The organism is Anaerospora hongkongensis (assembly GCF_004339805.1).
Taxonomy (GTDB): Bacteria; Bacillota; Negativicutes; order Sporomusales; family DSM-15969; genus Anaerospora; species Anaerospora hongkongensis.
Genome location: NZ_SLUI01000007.1, coordinates 52,207 through 77,974, shown reverse-complemented (window position 1 = coordinate 77,974; position 25,768 = coordinate 52,207). Strand labels below are relative to the sequence as shown.

The following is a 25,768-nucleotide window of genomic DNA, read 5'->3' as shown; positions in this document are numbered from 1 at the left end:
TCATGTTCTCCCTCTGCCTCCCTTTGCTTGTAACATCATTTCAGCTCTCCCTGCCACTTACCGGTCACAGCAGCAGTAATGCAATCTGCTGTCGAGCCGAACCAGCATTGCAACCCAGGTAGGCCAGTCAGGCAGTGCGCCTGCTTGGCTGAATTGGTCGCCACTACCTTGGCATCTTGCGGTTTCACCCTGCCCTCGGCTGGACAGGTGTCACTTATTAATACTCCTCCCGCTTCGCTGATAATGCGGGTATAGCCAGTGCGGTCAGCCACCGTCTTTAAGGCACGGGGCGTAACGATCCATAACCTCACATTACCGTGCACTTTCCGACCTGCAAGCAGGCGGCAAATCTCGCCCAATTCTTCCAGCGAACAAGGGGGACAACCGAGAATCACCCAGTCCACCGTACGGTCATGGGCACAGGCATTGAGCATATCAAAGGCCAGCATGCGCTCAGCCTTACCGAAGCGCAGCACATCCAGCGGCTGTTTACCGCCAAAGGCCTCATTTAGATTGCGTGCTTCAGCGGTAATGCCAGGGATATGAAACAGCTCGCACTCACTCGCTGCTTGCAAGGCTGCACTCAGACCTTTCAGCCGCATCAGATTGGGTACATGTTGAATGCTGTAAAAAACCGGCTTGCCTGTTTTCACCAGTTGTCCGGTATAATAGCCTAACAACTCCCAGTCCAGCGCACTCTTTACTTCCCACTCAACATTAATAAGATGCGTGCCCAGACGATTTTCGGGAAGATGCAGTCCCCAGTAGGGAGTCTTACCGGTAAGCATAGCGGCTATCGTAATCTCGCTGCTTTCCCCATTGGTGCGGGCACCTAATACCGAGTTGATATACACCACCGCAGATGACTTTATCCAGGCACAATGCTCCCCTTTTACAGGTACATTGCCAACCAAATAAGGTACGCAGGTGCACAACTGATTGACGCCAATCGAAGCAGCAAAAGCTTCATCAGCTATCTGCTCTTCATACTGTTCTTGCGTTACGCCTTGGAGCTGCCACTGTTCAGAGTCTAAGCCAGTCCCCATTTGACAAGAATATGCCTTGACCGTTGGGAAGCCACTAAGCTCTGAAGGCTCCAGGTTGAACATTGGCAATACCGTAGCCAGCCTTATGTCTCCGCAGACATTGTTCGTGTCAATGAGTTTTTCTGCATCGACTGCCCCTCCGTAATGCACAAGCAATTCCATCGCCTTTTGCCTGACCGTACCTTCACTGCCGCCTACTATGGCTTGCTCCTCAATAGTTAACTTCATATTAATCCCTCCTCTTACCGGGATTTCCTAACAAAGGTTTACGTTTTTTTATTGTTGCGCTATAATGGAAATGGATTGTTCTGGAAACTCACACTCTTCCTGCACGCGCGCCAACGCATGCAGGGCATGACAAATAAACAGCATTCGCCCATAGTAATGCTGCCGATTCTTTGCAACGCCTTCACCAACTCCTTTATGTGGTTGTTGTGAACGATTCCGTTCGGTAAAAAAAACAACTCCCCCTTTCATACATTTCATTCTAATGCAAATGCTTTAAGTTGTCAATGTTTTTGCGTTAGTTAATCTGGAATTCCTTTTACCTATAATTGCTTTAGCGTTAATTGGAGGATATAATATGATGAATACTGCCAAACGCATTATTCAGTTGCGGACAGAAAAGAATTACTCAACCAACAAGCTCGCTCAGCTTGCCGGAATCGGCCAGGCTACATTGCGGGATATTGAAATCGGTAAAAAAAATCCTAACGTTACAACTCTGGAAAAAGTCTGCCAGGCCCTGGACATCTCTCTGGCTGAATTTTTCACGGAAGCCAAACCTGTACCAGTCATTCGCGAAGATAATGAGAAATATAACCTGCCCGAGGAAGTCAAAAAGGAAATTGCTTTGATTGAGGAGTTTGTGCTGTATAAGCATGGGATTCGGAAACGGGAAGAGATGGAGTAATCGGAATAAGGTCACTTGCTCTTATAAATCATCGTTATATATTCTAGTTCAACCCTCTTCCTACTTTATAAACCTTTTGTTTGTCAACTAAAAGTTGACTCAATGCCTATGTTTATTCTAGTCAACTTTCAGTTGACTGTCAAGGAGTATTCTAATGTTTTTACACGAAATTTTTTGTAAAAGATTAAGAGACCTGAGACAACAAAATAATTTAACACTTGAACAATTAGGAGCAAAATTTAGTGTCACAAAGCAAACCGTAAGCCATTGGGAGAAAGGTGATCGACTTCCTCCACTTGATATGGCTACGGCTTTAGCAGAGTATTTTAATGTGTCATTAGATTATTTAGCTGGCTTATCTGATAATCCGAAAAGAAGGTAAATAGGCCATTCGGGAGGATAATGAGAAGTATAATCTGCCCGAGGAAATAAAAAAGAAATTGCCTTGATTGAGAGGTTGTGCTGTATAAGCATGGGATTTGGAAGCGGGAAGAGATGGATTAAAGGATAGCTGAAAGAAAAGAACGCCTAAAGTAAGCGGAACTGGCTTACTTTAGGCGTTCTTTTATAATAAATCCTTTGTTAAGAAATTTTTAGAGCTTTTGTTAATCGTCATCTTCACAGATATCTACTATTTCATTATCCCACTCTCTTAATGCCTTACCGTTGTACTTCCATAATCTCCGCCCATTGGCAGCACCGCCCACGATTGCCGCTGCTGCGTAACTTGGGCTATTAAAGGTGGCATCCTGCATAAATGTATAAAGTTCTTCATCAGTCTCAACCATAATACCAGTATCCACCAGATCTTGACGAAGTTTAACCAGGAACGGGGCTATAGAACGCCGATTTTCGCGGACAGCGGTAGAGCCTTTGAGCACCACATACTTATTATTGATAACTGCCATACGGGCAAAGGCATTCTTATTTTTCAACTCAAATATGGTTTCCGATACGCCCGTATTTGCTTCGGTTAAGATCCTTGGTTCTAAAATATCTCGGCCTAGTGCCAATAGCAGCAGTTTAATGGCCTCTAGGAACTGATTGACTTCGGCTTTATCCACTTCCGAGATGTTCGGCCTGGTCGGTGCTTGCGTATTATCCAGTTTGGCCCTATATGCTTCCTTCGCTAGGGCATACAAGTCTGCCTCCAGATATTTAACCTGGGTTTTGGTTAGATAATCATCTTTCGAAGAAAAAACGATAGCCTCGGTCCAAAACTCCTTGTTCCGGGCATGATCCCGTAACCGTGGCAACACCGGGTCGCCTTGTCCAATGTATAAAGCAATAGTTTCCAGATCCTGCTCGTCCTGACCAATGAGCATATACACCCCCGGTTTATTAGCCGCCTCCCGCTTCATAAAACCCTCTAATTGCGTCCGGGGAAAAATCGTTCCATGAATGGTCATATTGGAAATTTCAACTGTCCGCAACCCATTGGGCTGACCATCAGTTAAGAATAAGCGAATTAATTTGCCTGACATGTGCATCAATCCTCTTCTACCAATTCCCTAAAATTATCCCCCACATACCTTTTACGGTTAAGCCTTAGCCTTCAGCACTTCTTTCAACAACCCTAGAGCGCTTTCTTCAGCAGGATTGTTAGTACCCAGCTCGCCTCGGAAAGCACGGGCTAGGATGGATTTTTTCATATGGTCAATTTTATCGATCACATCACACAGATCTTTGGCTTTTTGCTCGTTTTCCAGGAGGTTATCGAGAATACGGACGATTTCTTGTTGTTCTAGAAGAGGGGGAAGAATAAAATCCAAATTTCGGATTTTATGACAATTAAGTGCTTTTGGGCCAGAGCCGTTTCCTACTTGACGATTATTTTCATATTGATATTGCAACCAATACCAAACAAATTTTGAAATCACACATTTGTGACTTAAATCTATAGCTGCGATATTTTGATTAATAGTTGCATCAATATTTAATATCGCGGTTTGCCCCCGTGTTTTACCTTCTCCAATCATAGCAATAAGAATCGAACCTTTATTCAACATCCTTACTGATGATGCATTATATCCCTCAGTCGTGATTTTTTCATTTGTATAGTTTATAACATTGTTCCGGACCTCCCCAGAACTAACCCAAGAAATCTCGCCTCCCCAGTATTTTAAAACTTTTCGGGATGGGGTACTGCCATTACAAACTATTCCAATTGCCCCTATATGACACTTATACCATTTACTATTTTTAATGTTTTTAAGAACAGAGGCCTTTCCCTGAAACTCTTTAATTATACTTATATCTTTAAGTTTTGAAGAATTTGTATAAAATTCCAATATAACTTCCAATAACTTATTATGCTCTGAAGTATTCTCCTCACGCCACTTTCTGGTCAGTTCCCCGGTGAAGGCTTTATGCAATATAGCAGATTTTCTGTTTTCAAAGGAGTCTAGAGCGGTTTGGGCCAGTTCTTTGGCGCGGTTGAGCTTTTCGAAAAGAGATTCGATTACAGCAACGATTCGTTGCTGTTCGGGGAGCGGGGGAAGAACGAATGGCATAAATAAAATGTGCTCGTTCTTAATATTATTTATATTGACACCTTTTGCATATTTTCTAATTAAGCTTCTATACATTTCACTTAGAAAATAAAAGGCAACAAACTTTTGATTTAAATCCTCTTTAACTCTTACTAATGTAATAAAAGCTCCAAATGCAACATCTGCATAATTTTCTTCAGATATTGCCGCTTTTCCGATAACTTTAGTACTGCCAGTAGATGCAACAATAATAATATCGTTTTTTTTCAATAACTGTACTTCTTTTACTAAAGATTTACTCACATAAATATTATCATCGAATATTAGCTTTCCATCATTTATATTTCCACCACGTAAAATTAGACAAGTAGTATTTTCTTTTTTAAGTTTTGCATCATTCTTTGTGAATGAAACGCCTCTGTGTATATTTACCAAACTTGCCAACCTAGTCCACACCCAATTACCCGGCACAGCATAAGGCTGCTCCTCTTCTTTAACTAAAGCCTGCTCCAGTAGTTCCTCCGGCGACAGCGACAGCTTTTCTTTCTTCGCCATTACTTGCCACCGCCCAGACTTTTCAGTTCTTTGACGACACTCAGAATGAGGTCAACGGCTTCTTCCAATTGAGCAACTACTTCCTCGCCGCTTTCTATCGGGTCCTGCAGGTCTTCATAGTCGAGTACACTGTCATCACGAATTAGGCCAACATCCAGGCTGTTACCCTTTTCGGTGATCTGCTCCCTAGTGAACAGGTTCCAGCGTTCGTCCTGAACAGAGGAACGATCTTGGGCAGTATAGGCCTGCATGAATCCAGCAAAATGCTCCACTTTAAGCGGCGTGGTCTTGCCAAAACTGGGCATGTTGGTGCGTAAGTCATAGACCCAGACTTGCTTGGTATTCCCTTTGTCAGTAGCACCCCGGGTAAAGAATAATACATTGGTCTTTACTCCCTGGGCATAGAAAATCCCGGTAGGTAATCTGAGGATAGTATGCAGGTTACATTTATCCATCAGATCCTCACGAATATTGGCTCCGTCCCCGTCAGCAAACAGTACGTTATCGGGCAGCACCACAGCCGCCCGTGCCTGATTATCAGACTTTAACGAACGATAAATATGTTGGAGAAAGTTTAACTGCTTATTGGAACTAGGATAGACTAAATCGTCGCGGTTCGTGCGCTCGCCGCCTTTCTTGGTGCCAAACGGCGGATTGGTGAGCACGACGTCATAGCCTTTCATACTCTTACCTGCATTGGACAAGGTATCTCCCAATACGATTTCACCTTCGATATCATGCAGCATGGCATTCATAAGCGCCAGACGATGGGTGTCATGTACTAGTTCGCAGCCAGTGAAGGCCTTTTGTTTCTGGAATAGCTGCACATCTACCGGCAAATCCAGCAAGCCGTCAGTCTGATCTTTGATATACCGGTCAGCAGCAATCATAAAGCCAAATGTGCCACAGGCAGGATCATTGCAAACTTCGCCCACCTTGGGATTTATGAGTTTTACCATAATATCAATCAAGACTCGCGGGGTAAAATACTGACCTGCCCCGGATTTCTTTTCGTTGGCGTTTTTCTCTAACAGTCCCTCATAGAGGTTGCCAAGCCCCTCTTCTTTCGCCGAATACCAGTCCAGATCATCAATGGATTTAATGATCTTTTCCAGATTCTTCGGCTCTTCAATATTCGAGCGGGCTCCTGAATAAATCTCCCGGACTCTGCCGGTACTATTTTCTCCTAAATCATTCAGCAGCCTGTTATAGAATTTCTTTAGGTCTGTTCCTTGTTGTCCTGCCAACTTATCCCAGCGGTACTCGGCAGGAATTTGACTGTCGGTATCGGTCTCTTTAGCCATTTTTAGAAAAAGAATATAAGTAAGCTCCGTCACGTACTGATGATAGGTGATGCCATCATCTCGCAGGACGTTGCATAAGTTCCACAGCTTGGCTACGATTTCTTGATTTGTCACTCGTTATGCGCTCCAATCGTCATATAGATAATCATTAAGTTCTGCGATAATTTCTTCCAATTTATTGCTAAAAACTTTATTGATAACTTTGTACCCGCCCTTTGATTTGAATGCGCCGGTTTCAAAGGTGTCGACCGCCAGAATGCTTTCATGCAAAAGATGCTTTTCAATCCGTCCCAGCCAGTCCAGCTCCATTTTACTAAAGCGATGATTCTGCTTAAGCTTATTCACAGCATTTTTGATTCGCTGTTCGTGGCTAATCAAGGGTGAGCCCAGCGTTAGCCGACGAATAAAGGTAATAATATCAGCCGTAATCTCTTCATTCCGGATCTCTCTCCAGGCTGAATTGAGTTGAACCTCAGTAAATCGATTACGGTCAAGCTCCAGTTTTAGACTTTTTAAAGTCTCGCGTGTAAGCTCTTTGGGTCTGGTGCAGACAATATTCAACGCAGCAATTTTATCTTTATTGTCTTCAACAAAACGTTTGAATTCTTCCAAATAGTCTTGCGGTTTTTGGGCATTGCCATAGCCTCTGGTATGATAGAGCAGTTCGTCTTCCTTAAAGGATACAACTGTCGCTCTTCCCGGATGATAGCCACCTTCATTCAGAAGTTCGAACAGGCGTTTATGCTCCAGGATATGGTCTTGAGCCTTCTCGATGGTCAGCGTTTGCAGGGTTTCAATAAATTGGGCTGGATTTTGCCCGCCTGATAAGTCAATAAAATGTTCCAGCAGCTGGCTGTTGACTTTTCGTTTGGCTCGCTGCAGCTTAGCGATAATCAGGTCAAGCTGATTTTTCTTTTGGGCTTCGGTTTCCAGCACTTCCAGCCCGTTGATCAGATCGGCAAAGGTAGCACCTTTATTGGCCACTACCGGCTTCATGGTACTTAACGGTTCTAAGGATTCGTACACACCTACCGGGTCAAAGATTTCAAAGTGTGTCTTATCAATATCGGAACATAGGCGGGTTGCCCGGCCTAACATCTGTTCAAACAGAATTCTTGACTTTACCCGGCGCATAAACACCAGGGTGGATATTTCAGGAACGTCAATTCCAGTTGTCAGCAAGTCAACGGTAACAACAAGATTGGGATATTTCTCATTTTTAAACTTTTTAATGGCTTCCAGTACTTTCTTCTTGTTGCCGCCAGCCACCGAACCGGTGATTTTCATAATGGCATCCCGATCTACGCCATATTCCTGATAGATTACTTTCAGAAGTTTGACAATCAGATCGGCATGAGCATCATCCACGGCAAAAATTAAAGTTTTGCCCTGACCGTCCGGGTTGATATATTTGGCAATTTCCTCTAACACCGTTTTATTAAATGATTCGGTAATAACTTTCCGGTTAAAACTTTCAATATCAAAATTCAGTTCGTCTTCCAGTTCATGACTGTTGGTAATTTCTCCAGTAACCGGATCATATAAGGCAACAATATCACCTTTGCAATAACGAATGCCTTCCATGGCCAGCTTGGTTTTCAGGGTATGGGGGGCATCATGATCAACCAAATAGCCTTCAATGACGGCTTCACGATAGGTATAGTTAAAAACAGGAGTGCCGAAAATTTCTGTGGTATGGAGGGCCGGAGTTGCGGTAAGCGCTATTTTTACAGCATCAAAATATTCAATGACTGTCCGGTATTTACTGACATAATCCTCTTGATTCCGATACAACAGTTCCTCTTCGCCCATTTCTTTGTCCAGGATGTAGCCCCGGTGAGCTTCATCAATCACAATCAAATCATAGTCAGTAACAGCGGGCATGCTTTCACCATCAGCATACAGGATTCTTTTGACAAGACTCTGAACTGTGGCGACGTGGATTTTGGTTTCTTTGTCAATCTCCTTATCTTCCAACCCTTTAATATTATAAATTTCATCTAGGGTCATTAAGTCTTCCAATTTGACTTCCTTAAAGACATCCTGAGCCTGTTCCCCTAACGCGGTGCGATCAACCAGAAATAGCACTCGTTTAAAACGGCTAGTTTTGATTAAGCGATAGATCAGACCTAAAATCGTCCGGGTTTTCCCTGTCCCGGTGGCCATTGACAATAACACAGTCTGCTTACCTTCGGCTACGGCTTGCTCAGCCGACTGAATGGCTTTTATTTGATAATCCCGTAAGTTCAAGCCATCCTTATCGCTCAACAGATCATAGCTGGTATTGGCCAATACCTGATTGGCTTTATCTATATCCTGTGCCAAGAGTTCAAGCAAGCCCTGCGGACTTGGCCAGCCTTGCAGCGCTTTAGCAAGATTAGTGGGTTTACGGGCATCCAAAAACCAAATACCCGATTTTGTTTCCAGCTGTTTTAAATACTTGCGTCCATTGGTGGCAAAGAGAAACGGGACCTGATAGTCGCCCCATTGATGGATGCGATACCCGGCATGCTCGGCTTTTATCTTTTGGGCATACTCTTTGCATTGATAATCAATCACGGCTGGGACGTCTGTCAAATGACGCTTGGCCTCAACAACACCAACCAATTGAGTTCCAACAAATAGCGCATAGTCGACAAAACCTCTACCGCCTACCATTGAATCGGTCGGCCATTCAGCGATAGCCAGATTTTTGCCGCGTTGTGGTCTTATGCCCTTAGAGTAGCGAATATGAAGGGAATCGGCTTCCCAGCCAACTTGCCTGAGCTGTTCGTCGATGAGATAACGGGTTTCTTTTTCGGAAAGATTGATTTTTTCTGCTGACGAAATGCTTTGTTTTCGTCGTTCAGCAAGCGGTATAGGCTGCAGAGCAGCAACATCTTGCTTGATCTGCGTGGTGAGTTCTTTGATGCGCTCTTCTTGCTGCTTGCTGTCAGAACTGAGAGCAAGGTCATTCGCAATAGCATGAGGTTTTACAAAAGCTACTGGCTCATAATTCCAGTCTCCATAGGTCTGCATGAACCAGCCGCCAAGCTTATAGGCAAACTGAACTAAGAGCATGGCCTGTTCAGTTGATTCGTAGCCATCATGGGCCGCTTTATTGCGCGTCTGTCTGAGCACATAGAGAATATCATCAATATCTTTCGGAAGAAGTCCTTCATTTTTGAGAATTCTAATCCGGTTGGCATGCGTATTATCGACCTGCGGTTCTTCGATCTGATCTAATGTAAAGATCAACCGTACCATAGACTCGGCAAATAACCCCAGCTTGATAAAGCAGGAATTTGAGTCGGTATGGATATATCGTTCAGCCATCATCCCAATAGAAGCAAGAAGCGGCCATCGTCCTTCTAAAAAAGAAAAGTTAGATTTCAAAAAAGTCACCCTCCGAATGCAAATTAACATCAGATAAGCAAATTCATCTCTAAAAGATATATACCAATATCTTTATGTTTCGCTAAAAAGTGCCATCTTCCTGTGTTGTTACGTCGAGAAGCATAGAGGAAAATCATACGCTAAAGGTAATGATTGATATAATAAAAAAGACATCCAGCATCGGATGTCTTTTACCCTTTTCGTCCGACTTACACGGACTCATCAGTAGGCTTGGCCTATAAGGCGAGATGGCTAAAAAACTAAAGTAGAGCGAAAAATGGTTTAATGAGTGAACAAAGAAATTAATATTGATATAGCACCACGCTCCCTCACCAAGAACCTTAATAAGATTTTTGATTGATAATAAGCCTGTCATCATCAGTACAGGGTAGCCATCTCCTGTAAACATAGTATGTTTCGACGTATTTATATTACAATATCCTTTCAATTAATACAAGCCTCATATAGGCTTAATCAATTACACGTACTAATAGAAACCCTAGCCACATGGCTAGGGTTTCTATTATAAAATCAGCACTACCACTCTCCCTACTAAGGCAGCTTATCCAATATCTTCAACTCAGTTCCATCTGAGAACTTCAGTCTCTGAAACTCCATCGAAACAACCAATTGATCCGCTGGCGTGTTGAACATCAGATTATCGGCTTGGCTGAACATATTAACCTCTTTGCTCCAGGTCATATCGACTACTTTCCCAGGGGTTGTTGTTCCGTTTGCCTGAACAGTATCTTTGAGCAGTAGTTTCCCGTCCTGGGTCTTTACGGTTATCAGTCCCTGGAATTCACGTATGTCCTTTTGCGTTAGGAAAGTGATGCGGCTTGGGAATGCAACTACCTTTGCATAGCGATTGAGGCTTTGCTTGGTGATCGTGATACTTTCTAAGCGCATTGCACTATTGATTTCGGCGATCGTCTGTTTGTTGATTTCGGCTAATTTTGCCGTCTCCAGTTCCTCCAGTTTTTTCACAAAGCTGGCGAGATTGCTGATCTCGGCAATTTGCCAATAGCCGTCCATTTCCCGCATTTTTACTTCTAACACCGTCGTACTGTTTAGCTTAGGATAAAACATGTCGATACCAACGGTTGCTATTTTGCCGTCCTTATTAGTATAGGCAACGCCTTTAAATTCAGCTTTACCACTGCCGGTATTCAGCAATTCTTTCATCTTCGGATTATTGGGGGACTGACTATCAGGAAGCTCGGTCGTTCCTTTCTCAACAAACGTTTTAATTTCTTCTTTGGCAACGGCGACAAGCTGTGGTTTGAGGATCTTAATCAATCCTGCCGCAAAGTTTTTCGTAGTATCATCTTGCACGTCCTTAGGATCGTTCAATTTCAGCTCCAGCAATTGATCAATAGCCCGTGAAGTAACACTGTCAATATCGACATATTTATTGAATGCTGCCAAATCGTGTTTGGCAACCGATTCTTGCATTTGTTTCAAGGAGTACTGAGGCGTCTTCGTCCAATACCAGTACCCCAGCAAAGCAATGACGATTACAGCAGCCACCGCTGCCAGCACTATTTTTTTCTTGTTAGTTGTCAGCTTGCTTGCAACATCTTGATTTACATTAGGTTCCATGTGAATTCCTCCATCCCATTTTGTTTTATAAGCAGAAAAACTTCCTATTACTAGTGCGTATGCAGCATATGAGAGTGTGGAACAGCTCCAACACACCAAGAAAAACGATCCCCGCTGCTCTTATAAAATAGCAATTTGGTTGCCGCCTTGTTCCTTGACAACATACAATGCTTTATCAGCCGCGGCGAGCAATTGATCCAGGCTATTCCCGTCAGCTGCTGCCAGCGAGATTCCAATGCTAAGTGTAGATTGAACGGTTTTCTCTTCCCATGGAATTTTCAAGTCAGCTGCAGCACACCGTACCCGCTCCAGCATTTGCAGCAACTCTGCTTTGGTAACATTGGGAATAATGGCAATAAATTCATCACCGCCATAGCGAAATATCCGGCTGTGTACGCCCAGCTGCGTTCTGAATAAATTACTGATTTGTATAAGATAACGGTCGCCAGCCAGATGACCATGCTGGTCATTGATGGATTTGAACTTGTCCACATCAATCATCGCGATCCCAAATCCCCCTGTTCCTTCGGCCGTCAACTGCTCCAGATATTCGCCGAAGGCACGCCGGTTGTATAATCCCGTCAGCTCATCCGTGACCGCTTGTTTTTGGATCTCTAAGCCCAGCCGGTGGACAATTAACCAAAAATACCCCACAGCACGGCTAATATGGCAGGCGGAAAGAGCTAATACCAATACGGCTTGCATGCCACCTAAATGCAAATAAGAATTAACATAGCCACCTTGCCAGTAGGCCAAGGCAGCGCGCGCACCCATGACGCCAAATTGCAGAGTATGAGCTGTCGCCAGCAGCTTTATCGGCGCTTCGCTTATTTCATCGCTTTTAAATAGTGTATTGATAAAAATGACGGAAAAGATCATGGATACCAGACTAAAAACAATGATCCGGCAAGCCAGGGAGGGATAGATGTAGTTAAAAAACCACATCCCCGCTCCACTGGCTATTACAAGCAAAAAGAGTACCGGCCGCAAATAGCCCCGTCTTTTTTTAGTATAACGAAACAGCCCTTCCTGCTCGGCAACCATTCCGCAGGCTACACACACATTAGATAGAACTACGCCCCAAAATTGGGCAACCGTTCCCTGGAGGACAATGAGGTCATGCCAAGTCCCAGGGAAGCCTGTCCAATAAACCAGCAGCTGATTATCGGCCGCAGCTTCTTTTCCGAGTACCAGGCCAACGCAAGCACCAAGGCGTTAATCATTACTCCCATGATAGAGGTAATTAGTAAGGTTCTCATGTCCAATGCCATATTTCAATCTCCTGAAAAGATATTAGCTCTGCTATCCTGGCTGCCTTATGCAACGGATTAGATAGAAGAAAAATCGGTTATTGTTTTTGTCTGTTAAAAAACGCAATCGCTTGCGTGATGGCCACTTCGCTTGCCTCCGGGCAATATGTACCCGACAGTGGATTCGTAAAGCCATGCAATGCATTTACCTGGACGATGCCGGTATTGTCTTTACCTGACAGCTCGTGAATAAGATGATTTACGTCAAACGACTCTTCCCATCTCGGAAAGAACAGTAAAACAGGGCACTTAGGCACGACATTCGTATAGTCCCTGATTCGCGAACCGTAGAAGCCGACGGCTCCACTATACAGGCCTGCCTGCTGGCTGCATAGCCAGGCTAAGGTAGCACCTATGCTGAAGCCAATGATGAAGCGGTATTTGTAATCCTTCTGAATTTCCCGCGACAGTTTTTCAATCTGTTGCTGGGCAGCGCTCAAGCCGATATTTTGCATAAAGCTGCTGTAAGCGGCAGCCTCTTCACCGGGGTTGAACGTTTGATTCGGCAGTAGCAGATTCGGACACAGCACATCATTTTTACCATCAGCGAGCGTATTGCAAATGCCGCTGATATGACGATTAATCCCGTAGATTTCATGCAATACAAGGATGACCGTATCCGAGTTATTCTGTAGCTGTAGCATAACGCACCACACTTCATCGAGATACGAATACATTCTTGCTATCGAGTAGAATTACCTCTTTCCCAAATATACTCCCGATTGCGTACTGGGCTAAACTCTATCGCAAAATTCCTACAGCAATATCAGATTTTTTCTGATAGTCCAATTGCTGAAATAGTGCGATAATTCATGATGATATTAAATAAGGAGGTTTACTATGATAGAGTTATTTTGGAAGGTATTTGCCACCGGCCCGGACAGAGCGTTAATGTCCCTTAACAGCGAAGTCATTGCGAAAGAGTTTAACAAAAGACGCTGGCAGGTCTTCACTTCTATCACCTTAGGGTATGCATTGTTTTATGTTTTACGGCTTAATTTTTCTGTTATTAAAAAGCCTCTGATGGCTGCCGGTGTCTTGAATGCGCAGCAACTTGGTCTTATGGGTTCGGTATTTTTTATTACCTATGGTCTTGGTAAGTTTACGAACAGCTTCCTGGCTGACCGCATGAATAATAAGCGGTTCTTTGCGATGGGTCTGTTTATGTCCTCCATTATTACCGTAATCATGGGCTTTACCAATCAGTTTATGCCTTTAGTGGTGCTGTGGGGCATCAATGGCTGGTTCCAGTCTTTTGGCGCCGGTCCTTGCATCGTTTCCTTGAACCAATGGTTTACCAATAAAGAACGTGGCACGTATTATGGAATCTGGTTTACCAGCCACAATCTTGGTGCGGCCTTTACCTATTTAGCGACCGCCGCGATTGTCACTGCTTACAGCTGGCAATTAGGCTTCATCATGCCTGGTGTCTTCTGCCTGATCGGTTCTATCCTGATTTACTTCTTTATGCATGACCGCCCCGAATCCTATGGCCTGCCAAATGCGGAAGAGCATAAAAACCCCGAAGGTTTTGCACTGATAAAAGCGGAAAAAGAAAAATCCATTTCCGCCTTACAATGGTCGGTTGTGAAACGTCCCGCCGTATGGATTCTCGGTTTATCCAGCCTCTGCTGTTATATTGCCCGGTATGCTATTGAAAGCTGGGGCATCATTTATCTGACCGAAGCCAAGGGCTACACGACGATCGGCGCCAGCGGCGTTTTGAGTGTCATGCAGTTTGCCGGGATCTTCGGTGCTCTTACCTGTGGTTTGGTATCTGACAAGTTTTTCAACCACAAACGCAATATGCCTGCCTTGATTTATGGTGTGTTATATGCCGCTTCGATTGGCGCTTTCTTATGGGCACCTGCTAATCCCACTACTGATATGCTCAGCATGTGTGTGTATGGCTTCACGATGGGTGCACTGGTCTGCTACCTCGGCGGTTTGATGGCTGTTGATATCTGTCCGAAACGGGCTACCGGCGCGGCCATGGGGATGATCGGCTTACTCAGTTATTTCGGCGCCGCTCTGCAGGAAATGGTCAGCGGCTATCTAATCAACGCCCATATGACGATTGTGAACGGCAAAAAAATATATGACTTTGCTTTGGCCGGCGACTTCTGGGTAGGTTCAGCTGTTCTGTCCTTCCTATTAGCTGCTATGGTTTGGAATGTGAAAGCCGGAGATTAAGCTACGGCTACCAACTGTTAGGAGAGGTTGCTATGCCTGCAGGTTTACAACAGTTAAAGTACTTTGCTTTAGATATGGATGGCACGATTTATTTAGGTCAAAAGCTGCTGCCAGGCGCTAAAGAGTTTCTCGATTACCTGGCGCAAAGCGGTAGAAAGTATGTGTTTCTGACCAATAACTCCTCCAAAAACAAGCAAAGCTATGTCAACAAACTGCAAGCGCTTGGCCTGGATGCTACCATTGATCAAATCTTAACTTCCGGTGAAGCCACCGCTTTATACCTCAGCAGTATCAAACCGAACGCCCGGATCTTTTTATTAGGTACACCGGATTTGGAGCAGGAATTTCTCGCCCACGGCTTTACTCTGACGAATTCTACCCCTGATTTTGTCGTACTGGGCTTTGATCAGACTTTGAACTACGCCAAGCTGACCGAAGCTTGTCATTTGATTCGCGAAGGTGTGCCGCTCATTGCCACTCATCCGGATATTAATTGCCCGACTGATGAACGGTCCGGCTACATTCCCGATGTGGGGGCCATGCTGGAATTAATCTACTCTTCCACAGGCAAACGGGCGAAGATTATTGGCAAACCGTATCAGGAAATTATCGATGTCCTGGTGGCCAAACTAAACTGCCCGCGCGAAGAAACGGCCATGGTGGGCGACCGGCTGTATACGGATATCAAGCTGGCGGCAAACGCCGACATCTGCGGCATACTAGTCCTGAGCGGCGAAACAAAGCAAGCTGATTTAACCGGTTCCGATGTTCAGCCGGATTATGTGTTTGCCGGTGTCCGCGAACTGGCTGCCGCTTTGCAGCAAGAATAGCGCTTATAGAAAAAACGGGTCAATTCTCCAGGAGAATTGGCCCGTTCTATTTATGTATTTATCTTGATAATCATGCATCGTAGGTATTTTTTGCACAGACAATGGATAGCTTTGGTATCTGGAGCAAACCTGCGACGACATCACATTTGGCCATAAACAGAAAGAAGATATTGCCCCGGTCTATTTCGCTCAGGCTTTCAAAGTTCCCCTGCCCTTTGGCAATGATTACATCTGCCTGATAAAAAACTTCCCGAAAAGCCGGTGACGTCCTGGCTACAACCGTCCCCAGCGAACCGTCGCCGTTGCTGATCACCTCAGCTGCTTCGTGCATTTGTACCATCGCAGCGTCATCTTCTGTTACATCATTGACAATGGGCTTGCCTCTTACCCCGAAATACACTTTGATATGAGGATAGGCTGCTTTTATGTAGGCAATAAAGATCTTATCTATTGCGATCTCACCACAGTTATCCCCCAAATAGAGAAGCGTGCGGGCAGTTTTCAAGCTCTCCAGCAATGGTTTACTATCATCAATCGCCAGCTGCTGTTCGTTGGCGTCAGCGATTTTCTGCAGCAGCATCGCTTCATCCACAGTATGGTTAGCGGCAAAATCAATCAGATTGGCCGTGATCGCGATTTTGAGCGCCGTATCCAGCTTATCTTGTGACAGGTCAATCTGCGTTCTGATTTTAGCAGCCAGGTCCTGCAGTTTGGTATTGTACAAGCACTTGATCTCCCTGTAGGGATTAGGATCATTGATATGGCGTGTGATGATCTCCCAGGTCCCGCGGATCACTTCCGGATTCGACCGTTGATAGTTGGTTGAATGCAGATAGCCCAATACCTCCCGCATAATGCTTTCTTTGGCAGCGGCATCTAATTCAAGCAGATCGGTTACCGTTAGCACTTGCCTGATATTGCAAACAATGCACTCCAGATTGAGGTTCATCCTACCACTCTCCCTCTTTGGCATATATGCACTATTTACCATCCAAGAAAAGAGTTCCTGCAAAGCGGCATTTGCCTTTGCAGGAACTTCACTTTTCCTCTAGCTTAGAAGAAGCAATACATTGTCGATAAGCAATATACGCACAGCGCCTGTTCGGTGTCCAGCTTCCGTTCCACATAGCATTCTCTTTCTTTCCCACACGAATCACATACTCTGAGTTCCGTATCATTGCTGGCAGTCAGCATCTTAGCATTCCTTCTTACTCATCGAATTGGAGTACGTTCACGCTCCTATCTCCCAGTATGTCCGGAACGCAGCGGGATAAACAAAAAAATCCTAGCTTTACTAGGATTTTCTAGAAGTCGTTACCGCCACTTAGTTATCTATGCGCTCTAACTTATAAAGAACAGGATGCAGCCCGTCAGCACAGCAGACGATCTCGGTACCGGCTTGTTTTACCCAGGGATAATCATGCCCTAAAGCTAAAAAGACGACCTTATCCTGCACAGCCACCCAGGCCCAGGAGCAAAAGCCTTCGGGTTTGACAACGTTTTTACAGATATACTCATGGCCTTCTTTATACTTAGCACATTGAGTATGAACCCCCTCAGCAGCATACTCTTTATGAATATCTGGGACTTCCAGTTTTTTGAGCACCGTTATTTTTACATCCCGGTATGTCGTGCTTGCCATTATGTACTACCCCTTTTCTCTTCTTTATACTGATGTCTGAATTCTGAATATCTATTTCTTTGCTGACTACTGAAGCTCCTTCTGAACAAAAAAAGCGTCACCCCATCTGCGTACAGGGTGACGCTGCCCTGCTAAAACTCCATAAGCTCCGGCTTATAGCCCTCAGGCAATTCTTCTTCCTCTAAAAATTCGAACTCATCATCGTTCAGGGTCGGTAAAAATATTTCGTAAGGAATCATCGAGAATTCACAGGCATAGTTGCTGGCGCCAAACCACATGCCCGTTTTGCTGCTCAGATTTAAGCTTCTGGCAAACTTCGTGTAGTTTGAGCAGTCATGGACTGCTATATCCCAGTTTTCTTCTGCCGCTATTTTCATGAATTTCAGGGTCAATTCCCGACTCCAAATTGGCGATATATAGCCTTGGCGCGCAATATACATGTTCTCGCCATAGTAATTGTTGATGTTATTCTCATTTAAATGCAATTCCGCACAGTTGATAAAATCAAGCTTTGTTGCAAAGATGGCTTGCTGTTTCTTAAAAAACGCTTTGAAAAACTCAGGCGTCATCGGGGTTTCAATTCCTACGCTCTTAATGTATTTTTTCGCTAAACCAATATTCTCTATTACTTTGTCCGCACAGTTGGAAGCACCCAGGTTGAAACGGATCTCATCCAAACCGGCTTCGCCTAAGGCTTTCAAGGTTTCTTCGGTGGCTAATGTGCCATTGGTGTATAAGTGCTGATGAATGCCAGCAGCATGAAACTTCTTTATCATCGAATAGTACTTTTCAATTTCCATAAACGGTTCTAAGTAGACGTAAGAAATGCCGGTAGGCTTTTGATGAATGGACAGCAGCAGATCAATATCTTTCTCGTAAAACTTTGTGCCGCCAATTTCCCACATGCCTTCACCAACCGGATGAATGGCATCCAGTTCGCCGTAGTTATAACAGAACTTGCACTCTAAATTGCATTTGTTCGTTTTTCTGATGGCACTCAAACCAGTGCCCAGCAGACAGGAACGACAGCCCTGGGCGAATTTGCTTTCATTGCCCACATAGTAAGTTCGGTTTTCTAACGTCTTTAAGCCTTTAATTTCTGCTATTAGCAATTCATTTCTATGCTCAACTGCTGCTTCAATCTGCGCAAAAGTAGCGAAAATGATTTCTTCATGTTTTACGGTAATTTCCTCATCCTCAGGCATTTGGGAAAAATAATCAAACCAGATTAATGCATCATTCTTAGAAATTTTCATTATGTATCCGCCTATCTATTTAATATACGTAGCTAACCAATCTCTATAGCATTTTAAATTATACTGGGTTATGCAGCAGTTTTCAACAATGTTGCCAGTAATGTCAAAAAAGCCCCTGATTTGCCTGCAATTGTATAAAAAATGCTGCCAACCATATTCCATGATTGGCAGCAACCTACCTTATTCCTGTTTTCCTTCTAAGGCGGCTAACTTGCACTTCATAGTTTCTAATTCCTGCTGTAACCGGTTCATGTTTTCTTGCAGATTTTGCACTTCTGTCGTTGAAGAACTATCCGGTTCTGTCGTGGACGGATTCGATGATACAATCGCTTGGATCAGCAAAATGTTCTGCCCCACTGCTTCCACAAAGTTGCCCAAAATATTGAGCTGGTTTTCGTTAAGGTTTTCCGATACGATGATCGCGAGTAAAGCTGCGAGCAGTACCTGCTGTTCAGAGTCCAGAGAATAGAAAATTGATTCTTCCATGGCAACCCACCATAAACCGTTTCTATAACTATATGATGACTTACCCCAATGGATAACCTATTTTTCAGCACGGGAGCCAAGCCTGCCGCTTTTATTTTATCCTAACGTCTCTACATAGCCTTCAGATCCATTCACCCGGATGCGCTGTCCATCCTTGATCAGCTTAGTAGCATTTTCCACTCCCACAACTGCCGGCAGCCCATATTCCCGGGCAATAACGGCACCATGGGTCATCAGTCCGCCCACTTCGGTGACCAGGCCCTTTATCGATACAAACAACGGGGTCCAGCTGGGGTCTGTAAAGGCAGTGACTAATATATCGCCTTCTGACAGGTCAGCATCCGCTATGTTGACTATGACACGGGCCCGTCCCTCTATCACACCGGCAGAAACAGCTAGCCCGGCCAGCGCTTCAGCGGGAAGGTTTTCCCGCTTGTACTTACCGGTAACGACTTCCCCATCCGATGTGAGAACACGCGGAGGAGTTAGTTTCTCATAGCCTTGGTACTCTTCCTGCCGTTTGCTAATGACCTGGTAATCCACTTTCCTTGAGCGTACTGCTTCGCGCAGTTCTTCAAAAGTGAGGTAATAGCTATCTTCTTTTTCACGAAGGACGCCTGCTTGCACCAGTTGTTCCGCTTCTTGCAGCAAAGCCTGCTTATAGACGAAGTAGCGGTTAATCATGCCGTATTTGGGATATTCCCGATAGCCGATGAACGTCCGGATTAAGTCAATCATGTGTTTAGTTTCTTTGGCTTTCTGCTCCCCCTCCGGCAGCTGTTTCAGCCGTTCGACTAGCTCTTGTTCCTTTTGTAAAGCTTCCTGCCGCCCTTGCTCAAACTTCCGCTTGCTGGCATTAGGCGCAAAGTTTTTCAGGTTACTCAGAATCATAGGAATAAGGGTCGCTGGTTTTTCCCGCCAGCGCGGTTTTGTAATATCAATTTCTCCGGCACAGCGCATGCCGTATTTAGTGAGATAGGCTTCGATAGCCTTCCGGGTTTCCGGTCCGCCTTTAAGCTTATCTAATTGTTCTAAGAAGCCCTCTTCTTTTACCTGCTGCAAATAGGCAATGACTTCCGGATACGGACGAATCACATCTGCCACATCCAATAGCTCCAGCCCCATTGCCGACGTAATATTGTTCGGTACCGATTGGGAAAGCGTGTCTGCTGCGTTTTTTTCTCCCAGCCACAGGTGCATTTTTTCATTGATCCAGGTTGAAGCATCGATAGCCGCCATAATTACACCCAAATTTTGCGGATCTGTTATCCACTTCTTTAGCTGCTCCAGATCTTCCAGAATAAAATCAAATACAGCTGTTCCTGATTTTGTTTGGATCGTTTGTTTTACCTGTTCGATTGAAGCCTGGCTGCTTTCAATCAAATTCGCAACAATGGCCGGATCGCATTCAAACTGCCCCCGAAATCCCTCCGGCAGCATAATCTTTTTGCTTTTGCCGGAGTTCGGCGTTTTTTCCTCATGGGGGAGTGACTTGATAAAATCGCCTCGCTCCATGATGCTGATCAAAGCATCCTTAATGAGCGGATCGGATTGGCCCAAAACATTGATAATCATGTCCCGGCTGCTCGGTGAAGCCAGATTATAGGCGACATCGACAAATAACCGGCCACCGGCTTGCACCATAGGGGCAGAGGTAGTTAACAGGAAAAAAGACAGCCCTAACGGTTTCATGGCATCGGTCATCATTTGCTGATGGCCGACCGATACATAGACATGATTGTCCTCATCGTTCACTTCCGGAATGGGGTATAAAGTGGTGATGGGACGAGACTGAACGATATAAATACTACCATCAGCCACACACCATTCGATATCCTGGGGACAGCCAAAATGCGCTTCCAGCTGCCTGCCGATGCGCGCTAGGTTGAGAATCTGCTCCTCTGTCATCGCTTGCTGGTTCTGCAGCACAGGTGCAAGCGCCTGCTCGTGCGTACCGCCGTCCGGTAAAGGATAAACAGCCAGCTTCTTAGTGGATATCTTTTTATCGATTACCCTGCCGTCGCGTACTTTATAGGTATCTGCATTGACCAGGCCTGAGACTAAGGCCTCACCAAGCCCAAAGCTGGCATCGATGGATACAACTTTCCGATTGGAAGTGACGGGATCGGCCGTAAACATAATCCCTGCCGTCTCAGGGAAAACCATCTTTTGTACGACCACCGCCAGATGAACCTTCCGGTGGTCGAAATCGTTCTGAAGGCGGTACGTGACGGCCCGCTCGGTAAACAGCGAGGCCCAGCACTTTCGGATATGCGTAAGGATTGCCTCCTTGCCGCTAATGTTTAGATACGTATCCTGCTGGCCTGCAAAAGAGGCTGTCGGCAAATCTTCCGCCGTTGCACTGGAGCGTACTGCATACGCATTGTTTTGACCGAAACCCGCAAGATACTGGGTGATCTCTGCCTGCAGGTCTTGCGGAAGTGAAGCTCCCTCGATGACCTGGCGTATCTCACTGCTAAGCTTAACGATTTTATCCCGTTCGCCAACCGTTAGCAGCGATAACTGTTTCAGTAATTCCTTCATCGCCGGTGTTTCTTCGATGATTTTTTTATAGGCTTCTGTCGTAATACAAAAGCCAGCGGGCACGTGTAGCCCTTCGATGCTGGAAAGCTCGCCAAGATTGGCGCCCTTCCCTCCAGCAACCGCAAGTTTGGTTTTATCAATATCTTGAAAGCCAAGCACAAAGCTGCTCATTCATTTCTCTCCTCAGGCAATTTTTATTAATAGTTTCCCCGCTAGGTAGTTTTGTATAGCCATAAATAGCATAATAAAACACTCATAAATGCCGCAACGACATTTATGAGTGTTCCGTTATACTGGAACTTTGCTGCCGACCAACCAGGCTTCATTATTATCAATGTCATTTATGGACACTTGGGGACGTTCCTTTTTTGTCAACTTTTATATTATACACTATCTTTTATGTTCCGTTTTTGTCAAATCGCATTATTTCTGACATACTGCTTCAACAGCCCACTCGCACTGCTTTTATCATTTTGTAAAGAATCTAGGTTGCCAAATACTAAAAAGCTGTCTTTCGCGCGGGAAACTGCAACATTTAGCATACTCTTATTTGCATCAATGAAGTAACAGCCCTCTTCTCTCCCGTATGCCGTCGAAAGGATAATCAACTGCTTTTCGGCCCCCTGGAAGGCATGGACGGTTCCCACACCAACCGCTTTAGCAATATCTTCAGGTAATAGTTTCTTTATTTCGTTTTTAATGCAATTTACCTGTGCTTTAAACGGAGTTATAACCCCAATTAAATTTTGCTGCGCTACATTAGGATATGCCGCTTGGATTATTTGAAAGTTCTCATGAATCCATCTTGCTATTTCAGCTGCTTCCACTTGATTAAAGCGACTGCCGCCCTTTTTGCTTGAGTATTCAGTTGTAATTTGTCTATGCCCCATTTGGGGTATTGCTTGCAATTGATATTTTTTGTCTGCTGCACTGCACCCTCGCAGGGGTTCCAAGTTCCCTTGGTAGACAAGATCATTACAATACGCGATGATCTCATCATAACAGCGGCGATGTTCACTCAAAAACAGACCTCTCGTATGGAATTTCTTATATCGGCAGCTTTTAGCTGCAACCTGCATTACACTGGAATCAGATGAATTTAAGCCAAGCTCTTTGAGTTTTTCGAATTGGGATATGCTAGTAATGGCTCCGCAGCTTAGTGCCAGTGACTTATCTACTGTGTTGCTAACACTCCATACCGGCTCAATTTGATGAATATCGCCTACGACAACTGCATTTTTAGCTAGCGAAAAAGAACCTGCAGCGATTTCCGGCGAGACTTGTCCGGCCTCATCAACAATAAGCAGATCAATATGGTTATAGAGATATTCCTTTTCCTGAGACCGAAAGTTCTTTGGCAGCTGATAAAAGGTCATAACATAGCAGGGGGTAACCATACTTAAGCGATTGTACAATTTCTGCAAAACATTCTTGTATGTTTTGGTCTTTTGCTTCTCTGATAATGAATCTTCGCCTTTAAGCCATCTGCACTCATAGTAGTGAATAGCCAGCCAGAATGCTACATACTTTAGATTTTTATCCGTAGTTTCATTTAGGTGCTCTGCGTTCTTTACACACGTTTTCTTTTCTTGGGCAAATACGTCAATATGCAGCGCCTGCAGGACGTCTTTATTTTTTTCAAACCGTTCCTGTAACTGTTCAATTTTCCTAGAAAAATCCGTTACTTCCCCAAGCTTATTTTTATAAGTCTTATATTTTAGACTGTATTTTTCTTCTATTTGCGCATAGCTCATGCTTTCTTCGATAAAATCTTCTTCTATTGAAATGAACAATCTATTTTTAACAGCTATTTTGTCTTTAAAACTGGTTAGGAACGAGAATAGCTTATATAGCATAGGAATACTGTCGAAATGCTTTTTCCATTCGACCAACCGATGTTTGATCTGCTCTATCTCGCTGGTTAAGCATTTCTTTTCCTGTGCTAGATTAGCCAGCGCTTCCTGGAACGTTTCTTCTGGACGCTTAAATGAGCTGAATTCATGAGCAATTTCCAACAGATCTTTTCTAATATGGTCTACTTCGCATAAAGCGTCATAAATTTTCCCCTGACATTCATCGATAGTGCTAAAAGGTTGATTAAAATACAAGCTGCATTGTGTCACCATTTTTTCTTTTGATTTAGCCAGGTTTTCAGCAGTTTCTATTTCTTCGATGAAGTTACTGCCGGTAGCAGACGTATAATGATACCCGTTTTTTTCTGCAGCCTTCTTTTGTTTTTTTGAAGGAAAGTAGACGGCAAAACTCTTTACTCCCTCAATCCAGCGTTCTTCAAGGTTCCCATAGCCAATAACCTTAATCTTCCCAAAAGATTCAATAATGTTGGTAACTGCCTGATTATTGGTAGATGCTGCTACAATGAGTGGTGGTTTTGCTTTTCTTAATGCTTTCTCTACTACTAAATTAGCAACGATGGACTGTAGCAACGTTGTTTTACCTGTACCGGGAGGACCGTTAACAGCCAGGATTTCTCCATTCTCCATACAACTAAAATGATTGATACACTCCCTCTGTGATGGTGATAAGGGGTACTCTCCATTCATCTGACCGCAATGCTTTTGCATCCGTTCAAGATCGTTGCCAATCAACGAAGCTGTTGCTGCAAAGTCCGTCTGCATGAAAGTTTCGTACAGCGGTACTTTGCAATCCTTATTTGATAGATCATCGTACAGTTTTAGAATTGCACGTGTAGCATTGACCGTTGTATCCTCGAAGATGTATGCCCGTTTTTCTAATTCGATATCCAAAAGAAGCTCACTGAAAAAAATGGTTTTCGTTACATATTCATATAAATCTGTTGTAAGTTTGAAATAATCTGCCCAAGTTTCAATTTTATTGATCCGCCCCATATTATCGCTTAGAAACTTGTCATAATCCTGTATGTGACCAATTGATAAATCCGCTTCGACTAAGGGCTGAAGAAACTCTCGAGGTATCCATGGCACTTTTTCTTGTTCATATAATAAGGTCCCATCTCTCTTAAGGATCGCAGGCATGTAATAAATTCCTGTTAAGTCCTCTACACTACTATCCTTTTTCGCCTGATTATCAAAAATTGTTTTTATAGTCTTAAGGACAATAATGACATTTATGCTGTCCCGTTTTTTGCTCCTTTCCTTCTTACGATCTTCTTGTTCTTTTCTGGTCAGATTTTCAAAAATATATTCATCAAGTTTTCCTTCACTAAGCTTTGCTGGTTCAACATCATAATAGTCCAATGTTTTTAATTCAATTTTTCTATTTACACTTGCCGCAACAGTACTCCGAAAGTAGCTTGTTAAATCCTTGATTTTAGTATTCAAATTATCACCATGTTCCTCTCATCTCGCAGATATCTAAAACAACGAAACAAGCTCCCTATATTTATGCTTTCGTTTAGCATGTCTACAAATACATTCCAAAAAAATTTTAAAATATCCTGCAATCCTTACGTAATTTGCAGGTAATGATGTATTAATTACTAATAAAGCTCCTCGAATAAAAAACTTCTGTAAATCACACTGAATTTACAAAAGTTTCTTTGTTCATACAATTATATATATCCTTTACGTCCATCAGGATAAAGCTGGTAAACTCCTTTATCATCACCTATATGATTAAGGGGACAGGAGCATTGACTATAACGTCAATGCTCCTGTCCCTTAATCACTCTACTATTTCGCACCATCCCTATAGCCTTTTCGGTACACGACAATCTCAAACAACCTATTCCGAGCTTAATAAATTGGATTCACCTAAACAAATTCCAAATCAAACACTGAAAAAACTTGTTTCAAACAGTCCCTACATTCCGATCAATGCTTCCAGATAAACAAAAAACACATCCCGCTCTAGAACACGAACCACTCGACCACTTCAGAAACCTTGACTCTGAAATTGCTGGGCTGATGCTAGTTAGCTATAAGGATGGTGCTTACTTAAATAATAACATATGCAATACAAATCTTCAAGAACCAATAACAGTCAAACTATATACTAATGTTTTCTAGATATAGCAATATCAGCTTGCGTTTTTATTAAAAATACTTTTATTGACAAAAAAGGACCGTCCCCAAATGTCCAAGTTTGGTTTTATTAATATCTTGAAAGCCAAGCACAAAGCCGCTCATTCATTACTCTCCTCAGGCAATTTTTATTAGTAGTTTTCCCGCTAAGTAGTTTTGTATAGCCTTAACCGCATAGTAAAGCACCCATTAAATGTC

20 protein-coding genes are annotated in these 25,768 nt (G+C 43.8%); 4 read left to right on the top strand and 16 right to left on the bottom strand.

The features are described from left to right. Positions 1–35: 35 nt before the first annotated feature. Positions 36–1,274 carry an aconitase X gene (locus EV210_RS11460; RefSeq protein ID WP_132080302.1) on the bottom strand — a complete coding sequence of 413 codons (1,239 nt, stop codon included), beginning with the start codon at positions 1,272–1,274 and terminating at the stop codon, positions 36–38. Between the two features lie 48 nt (positions 1,275–1,322). Next, positions 1,323–1,523 carry a hypothetical protein gene (locus EV210_RS11455; RefSeq protein ID WP_132080299.1) on the bottom strand — a complete coding sequence of 67 codons (201 nt, stop codon included), beginning with the start codon at positions 1,521–1,523 and terminating at the stop codon, positions 1,323–1,325. Between the two features lie 106 nt (positions 1,524–1,629). On the opposite strand from EV210_RS11455, the gene EV210_RS11450 reads away from it, so the two are divergent. Together EV210_RS11450 and EV210_RS11445 are read left to right on the top strand one after the other, a co-directional pair. Beyond that, positions 1,630–1,959, top strand: coding sequence for a helix-turn-helix domain-containing protein (locus EV210_RS11450; protein ID WP_243650523.1), 330 nt, complete (start codon positions 1,630–1,632; stop codon positions 1,957–1,959). Between the two features lie 154 nt (positions 1,960–2,113). Further along, positions 2,114–2,341 carry a helix-turn-helix domain-containing protein gene (locus EV210_RS11445; protein WP_132080296.1) on the top strand — a complete coding sequence of 76 codons (228 nt, stop codon included), beginning with the start codon at positions 2,114–2,116 and terminating at the stop codon, positions 2,339–2,341. 223 nt (positions 2,342–2,564) lie between these two features. Here the strand turns inward: EV210_RS11445 and EV210_RS11440 are convergent, their stop codons facing one another. The 8 genes from EV210_RS11440 to EV210_RS11405 all read right to left on the bottom strand — a co-directional run bounded on the left by EV210_RS11440 (position 2,565) and on the right by EV210_RS11405 (position 13,241). Then, positions 2,565–3,443, bottom strand: a complete 879-nt coding sequence (locus tag EV210_RS11440; protein ID WP_132080293.1) for a GIY-YIG nuclease family protein — start codon at positions 3,441–3,443, stop codon at positions 2,565–2,567. A 57-nt stretch (positions 3,444–3,500) separates the two neighbouring features. Next, the gene (locus EV210_RS22875; protein ID WP_132080290.1) at positions 3,501–5,006 is read right to left on the bottom strand and encodes a restriction endonuclease subunit S; all 1,506 of its coding nucleotides are present in this window, start codon (positions 5,004–5,006) and stop codon (positions 3,501–3,503) included. Continuing rightward, the gene (locus EV210_RS11430; protein ID WP_132080287.1) at positions 5,006–6,424 is read right to left on the bottom strand and encodes a class I SAM-dependent DNA methyltransferase; all 1,419 of its coding nucleotides are present in this window, start codon (positions 6,422–6,424) and stop codon (positions 5,006–5,008) included. Before EV210_RS11430 ends, EV210_RS22875 begins: the two co-directional genes overlap by 1 nt. Positions 6,425–6,427: 3 nt before the next feature. Beyond that, positions 6,428–9,685 (bottom strand): type I restriction-modification system endonuclease, encoded by a 3,258-nt coding sequence (gene hsdR, locus EV210_RS11425; protein ID WP_132080284.1) that lies wholly within the window; start codon positions 9,683–9,685, stop codon positions 6,428–6,430. 552 nt (positions 9,686–10,237) lie between these two features. After that, entirely contained in the window at positions 10,238–11,287 is a 1,050-nt protein-coding gene (locus EV210_RS11420; protein ID WP_132080281.1) for a DUF2939 domain-containing protein, read from the bottom strand. A 120-nt stretch (positions 11,288–11,407) separates the two neighbouring features. Further along, complete coding sequence (locus EV210_RS11415) at positions 11,408–12,331, bottom strand: GGDEF domain-containing protein (protein ID WP_132080278.1); 924 nt, start codon at positions 12,329–12,331, stop codon at positions 11,408–11,410. A gap of 29 nt (positions 12,332–12,360) precedes the next feature. Further along, the gene (locus EV210_RS11410) at positions 12,361–12,558 is read right to left on the bottom strand and encodes a hypothetical protein (RefSeq protein ID WP_132080275.1); all 198 of its coding nucleotides are present in this window, start codon (positions 12,556–12,558) and stop codon (positions 12,361–12,363) included. Positions 12,559–12,635: 77 nt separating this feature from the next. Then, positions 12,636–13,241, bottom strand: coding sequence for a dienelactone hydrolase family protein (locus EV210_RS11405; RefSeq protein ID WP_165898881.1), 606 nt, complete (start codon positions 13,239–13,241; stop codon positions 12,636–12,638). Between the two features lie 196 nt (positions 13,242–13,437). Here EV210_RS11405 and EV210_RS11400 point away from each other — a divergent pair, with 196 nt between their 5' ends. Both EV210_RS11400 and EV210_RS11395 read left to right on the top strand, forming a co-directional pair. After that, on the top strand, positions 13,438–14,790 hold the full coding sequence (locus EV210_RS11400) for an MFS transporter (RefSeq protein WP_132080269.1): 1,353 nt from the start codon (positions 13,438–13,440) through the stop codon (positions 14,788–14,790). A 32-nt stretch (positions 14,791–14,822) separates the two neighbouring features. Further along, complete coding sequence (locus EV210_RS11395; protein WP_132080266.1) at positions 14,823–15,620, top strand: HAD-IIA family hydrolase; 798 nt, start codon at positions 14,823–14,825, stop codon at positions 15,618–15,620. Between the two features lie 70 nt (positions 15,621–15,690). Here EV210_RS11395 and EV210_RS11390 read toward each other — a convergent pair whose 3' ends face one another. The 6 genes from EV210_RS11390 to EV210_RS11365 form a co-directional block, all read right to left on the bottom strand. After that, complete coding sequence (locus tag EV210_RS11390) at positions 15,691–16,569, bottom strand: damage-control phosphatase ARMT1 family protein (RefSeq protein ID WP_165898880.1); 879 nt, start codon at positions 16,567–16,569, stop codon at positions 15,691–15,693. Positions 16,570–16,944: 375 nt separating this feature from the next. After that, entirely contained in the window at positions 16,945–17,262 is a 318-nt protein-coding gene (locus tag EV210_RS11385) for a TIGR04076 family protein (RefSeq protein ID WP_132080260.1), read from the bottom strand. A gap of 131 nt (positions 17,263–17,393) precedes the next feature. Further along, positions 17,394–18,518, bottom strand: coding sequence for a radical SAM protein (locus EV210_RS11380; RefSeq protein WP_132080256.1), 1,125 nt, complete (start codon positions 18,516–18,518; stop codon positions 17,394–17,396). Between the two features lie 180 nt (positions 18,519–18,698). After that, the gene (locus EV210_RS11375) at positions 18,699–19,004 is read right to left on the bottom strand and encodes a hypothetical protein (protein ID WP_132080253.1); all 306 of its coding nucleotides are present in this window, start codon (positions 19,002–19,004) and stop codon (positions 18,699–18,701) included. A gap of 96 nt (positions 19,005–19,100) precedes the next feature. After that, complete coding sequence (ppsA, locus tag EV210_RS11370) at positions 19,101–21,719, bottom strand: phosphoenolpyruvate synthase (RefSeq protein ID WP_132080250.1); 2,619 nt, start codon at positions 21,717–21,719, stop codon at positions 19,101–19,103. A gap of 242 nt (positions 21,720–21,961) precedes the next feature. Beyond that, positions 21,962–24,868 (bottom strand): AAA domain-containing protein, encoded by a 2,907-nt coding sequence (locus EV210_RS11365; RefSeq protein WP_132080247.1) that lies wholly within the window; start codon positions 24,866–24,868, stop codon positions 21,962–21,964. Between the last annotated feature and the right edge of the window lie 900 nt (positions 24,869–25,768).

What these genes read in the sequence shown, in the direction of transcription:
- EV210_RS11460 (WP_132080302.1), bottom strand. Translation starts at nt 1,274, where the DNA reads ATGAAGTTAACTATTGAGGAGCAAGCCATAGTAGGCGGCAGTGAAGGT.
- EV210_RS11455 (WP_132080299.1), bottom strand. Translation starts at nt 1,523, where the DNA reads ATGAAAGGGGGAGTTGTTTTTTTTACCGAACGGAATCGTTCACAACAA.
- EV210_RS11450 (WP_243650523.1), top strand. Translation starts at nt 1,630, where the DNA reads ATGATGAATACTGCCAAACGCATTATTCAGTTGCGGACAGAAAAGAAT.
- EV210_RS11445 (WP_132080296.1), top strand. Translation starts at nt 2,114, where the DNA reads ATGTTTTTACACGAAATTTTTTGTAAAAGATTAAGAGACCTGAGACAA.
- EV210_RS11440 (WP_132080293.1), bottom strand. Translation starts at nt 3,443, where the DNA reads ATGTCAGGCAAATTAATTCGCTTATTCTTAACTGATGGTCAGCCCAAT.
- EV210_RS22875 (WP_132080290.1), bottom strand. Translation starts at nt 5,006, where the DNA reads ATGGCGAAGAAAGAAAAGCTGTCGCTGTCGCCGGAGGAACTACTGGAG.
- EV210_RS11420 (WP_132080281.1), bottom strand. Translation starts at nt 11,287, where the DNA reads ATGGAACCTAATGTAAATCAAGATGTTGCAAGCAAGCTGACAACTAAC.
- EV210_RS11415 (WP_132080278.1), bottom strand. Translation starts at nt 12,331, where the DNA reads ATGGTTGCCGAGCAGGAAGGGCTGTTTCGTTATACTAAAAAAAGACGG.
- EV210_RS11410 (WP_132080275.1), bottom strand. Translation starts at nt 12,558, where the DNA reads ATGGCATTGGACATGAGAACCTTACTAATTACCTCTATCATGGGAGTA.
- EV210_RS11405 (WP_165898881.1), bottom strand. Translation starts at nt 13,241, where the DNA reads ATGCTACAGCTACAGAATAACTCGGATACGGTCATCCTTGTATTGCAT.
- EV210_RS11400 (WP_132080269.1), top strand. Translation starts at nt 13,438, where the DNA reads ATGATAGAGTTATTTTGGAAGGTATTTGCCACCGGCCCGGACAGAGCG.
- EV210_RS11395 (WP_132080266.1), top strand. Translation starts at nt 14,823, where the DNA reads ATGCCTGCAGGTTTACAACAGTTAAAGTACTTTGCTTTAGATATGGAT.
- EV210_RS11390 (WP_165898880.1), bottom strand. Translation starts at nt 16,569, where the DNA reads ATGAACCTCAATCTGGAGTGCATTGTTTGCAATATCAGGCAAGTGCTA.
- EV210_RS11385 (WP_132080260.1), bottom strand. Translation starts at nt 17,262, where the DNA reads ATGGCAAGCACGACATACCGGGATGTAAAAATAACGGTGCTCAAAAAA.
- EV210_RS11380 (WP_132080256.1), bottom strand. Translation starts at nt 18,518, where the DNA reads ATGAAAATTTCTAAGAATGATGCATTAATCTGGTTTGATTATTTTTCC.
- EV210_RS11375 (WP_132080253.1), bottom strand. Translation starts at nt 19,004, where the DNA reads ATGGAAGAATCAATTTTCTATTCTCTGGACTCTGAACAGCAGGTACTG.
- ppsA (WP_132080250.1), bottom strand. Translation starts at nt 21,719, where the DNA reads ATGAGCAGCTTTGTGCTTGGCTTTCAAGATATTGATAAAACCAAACTT.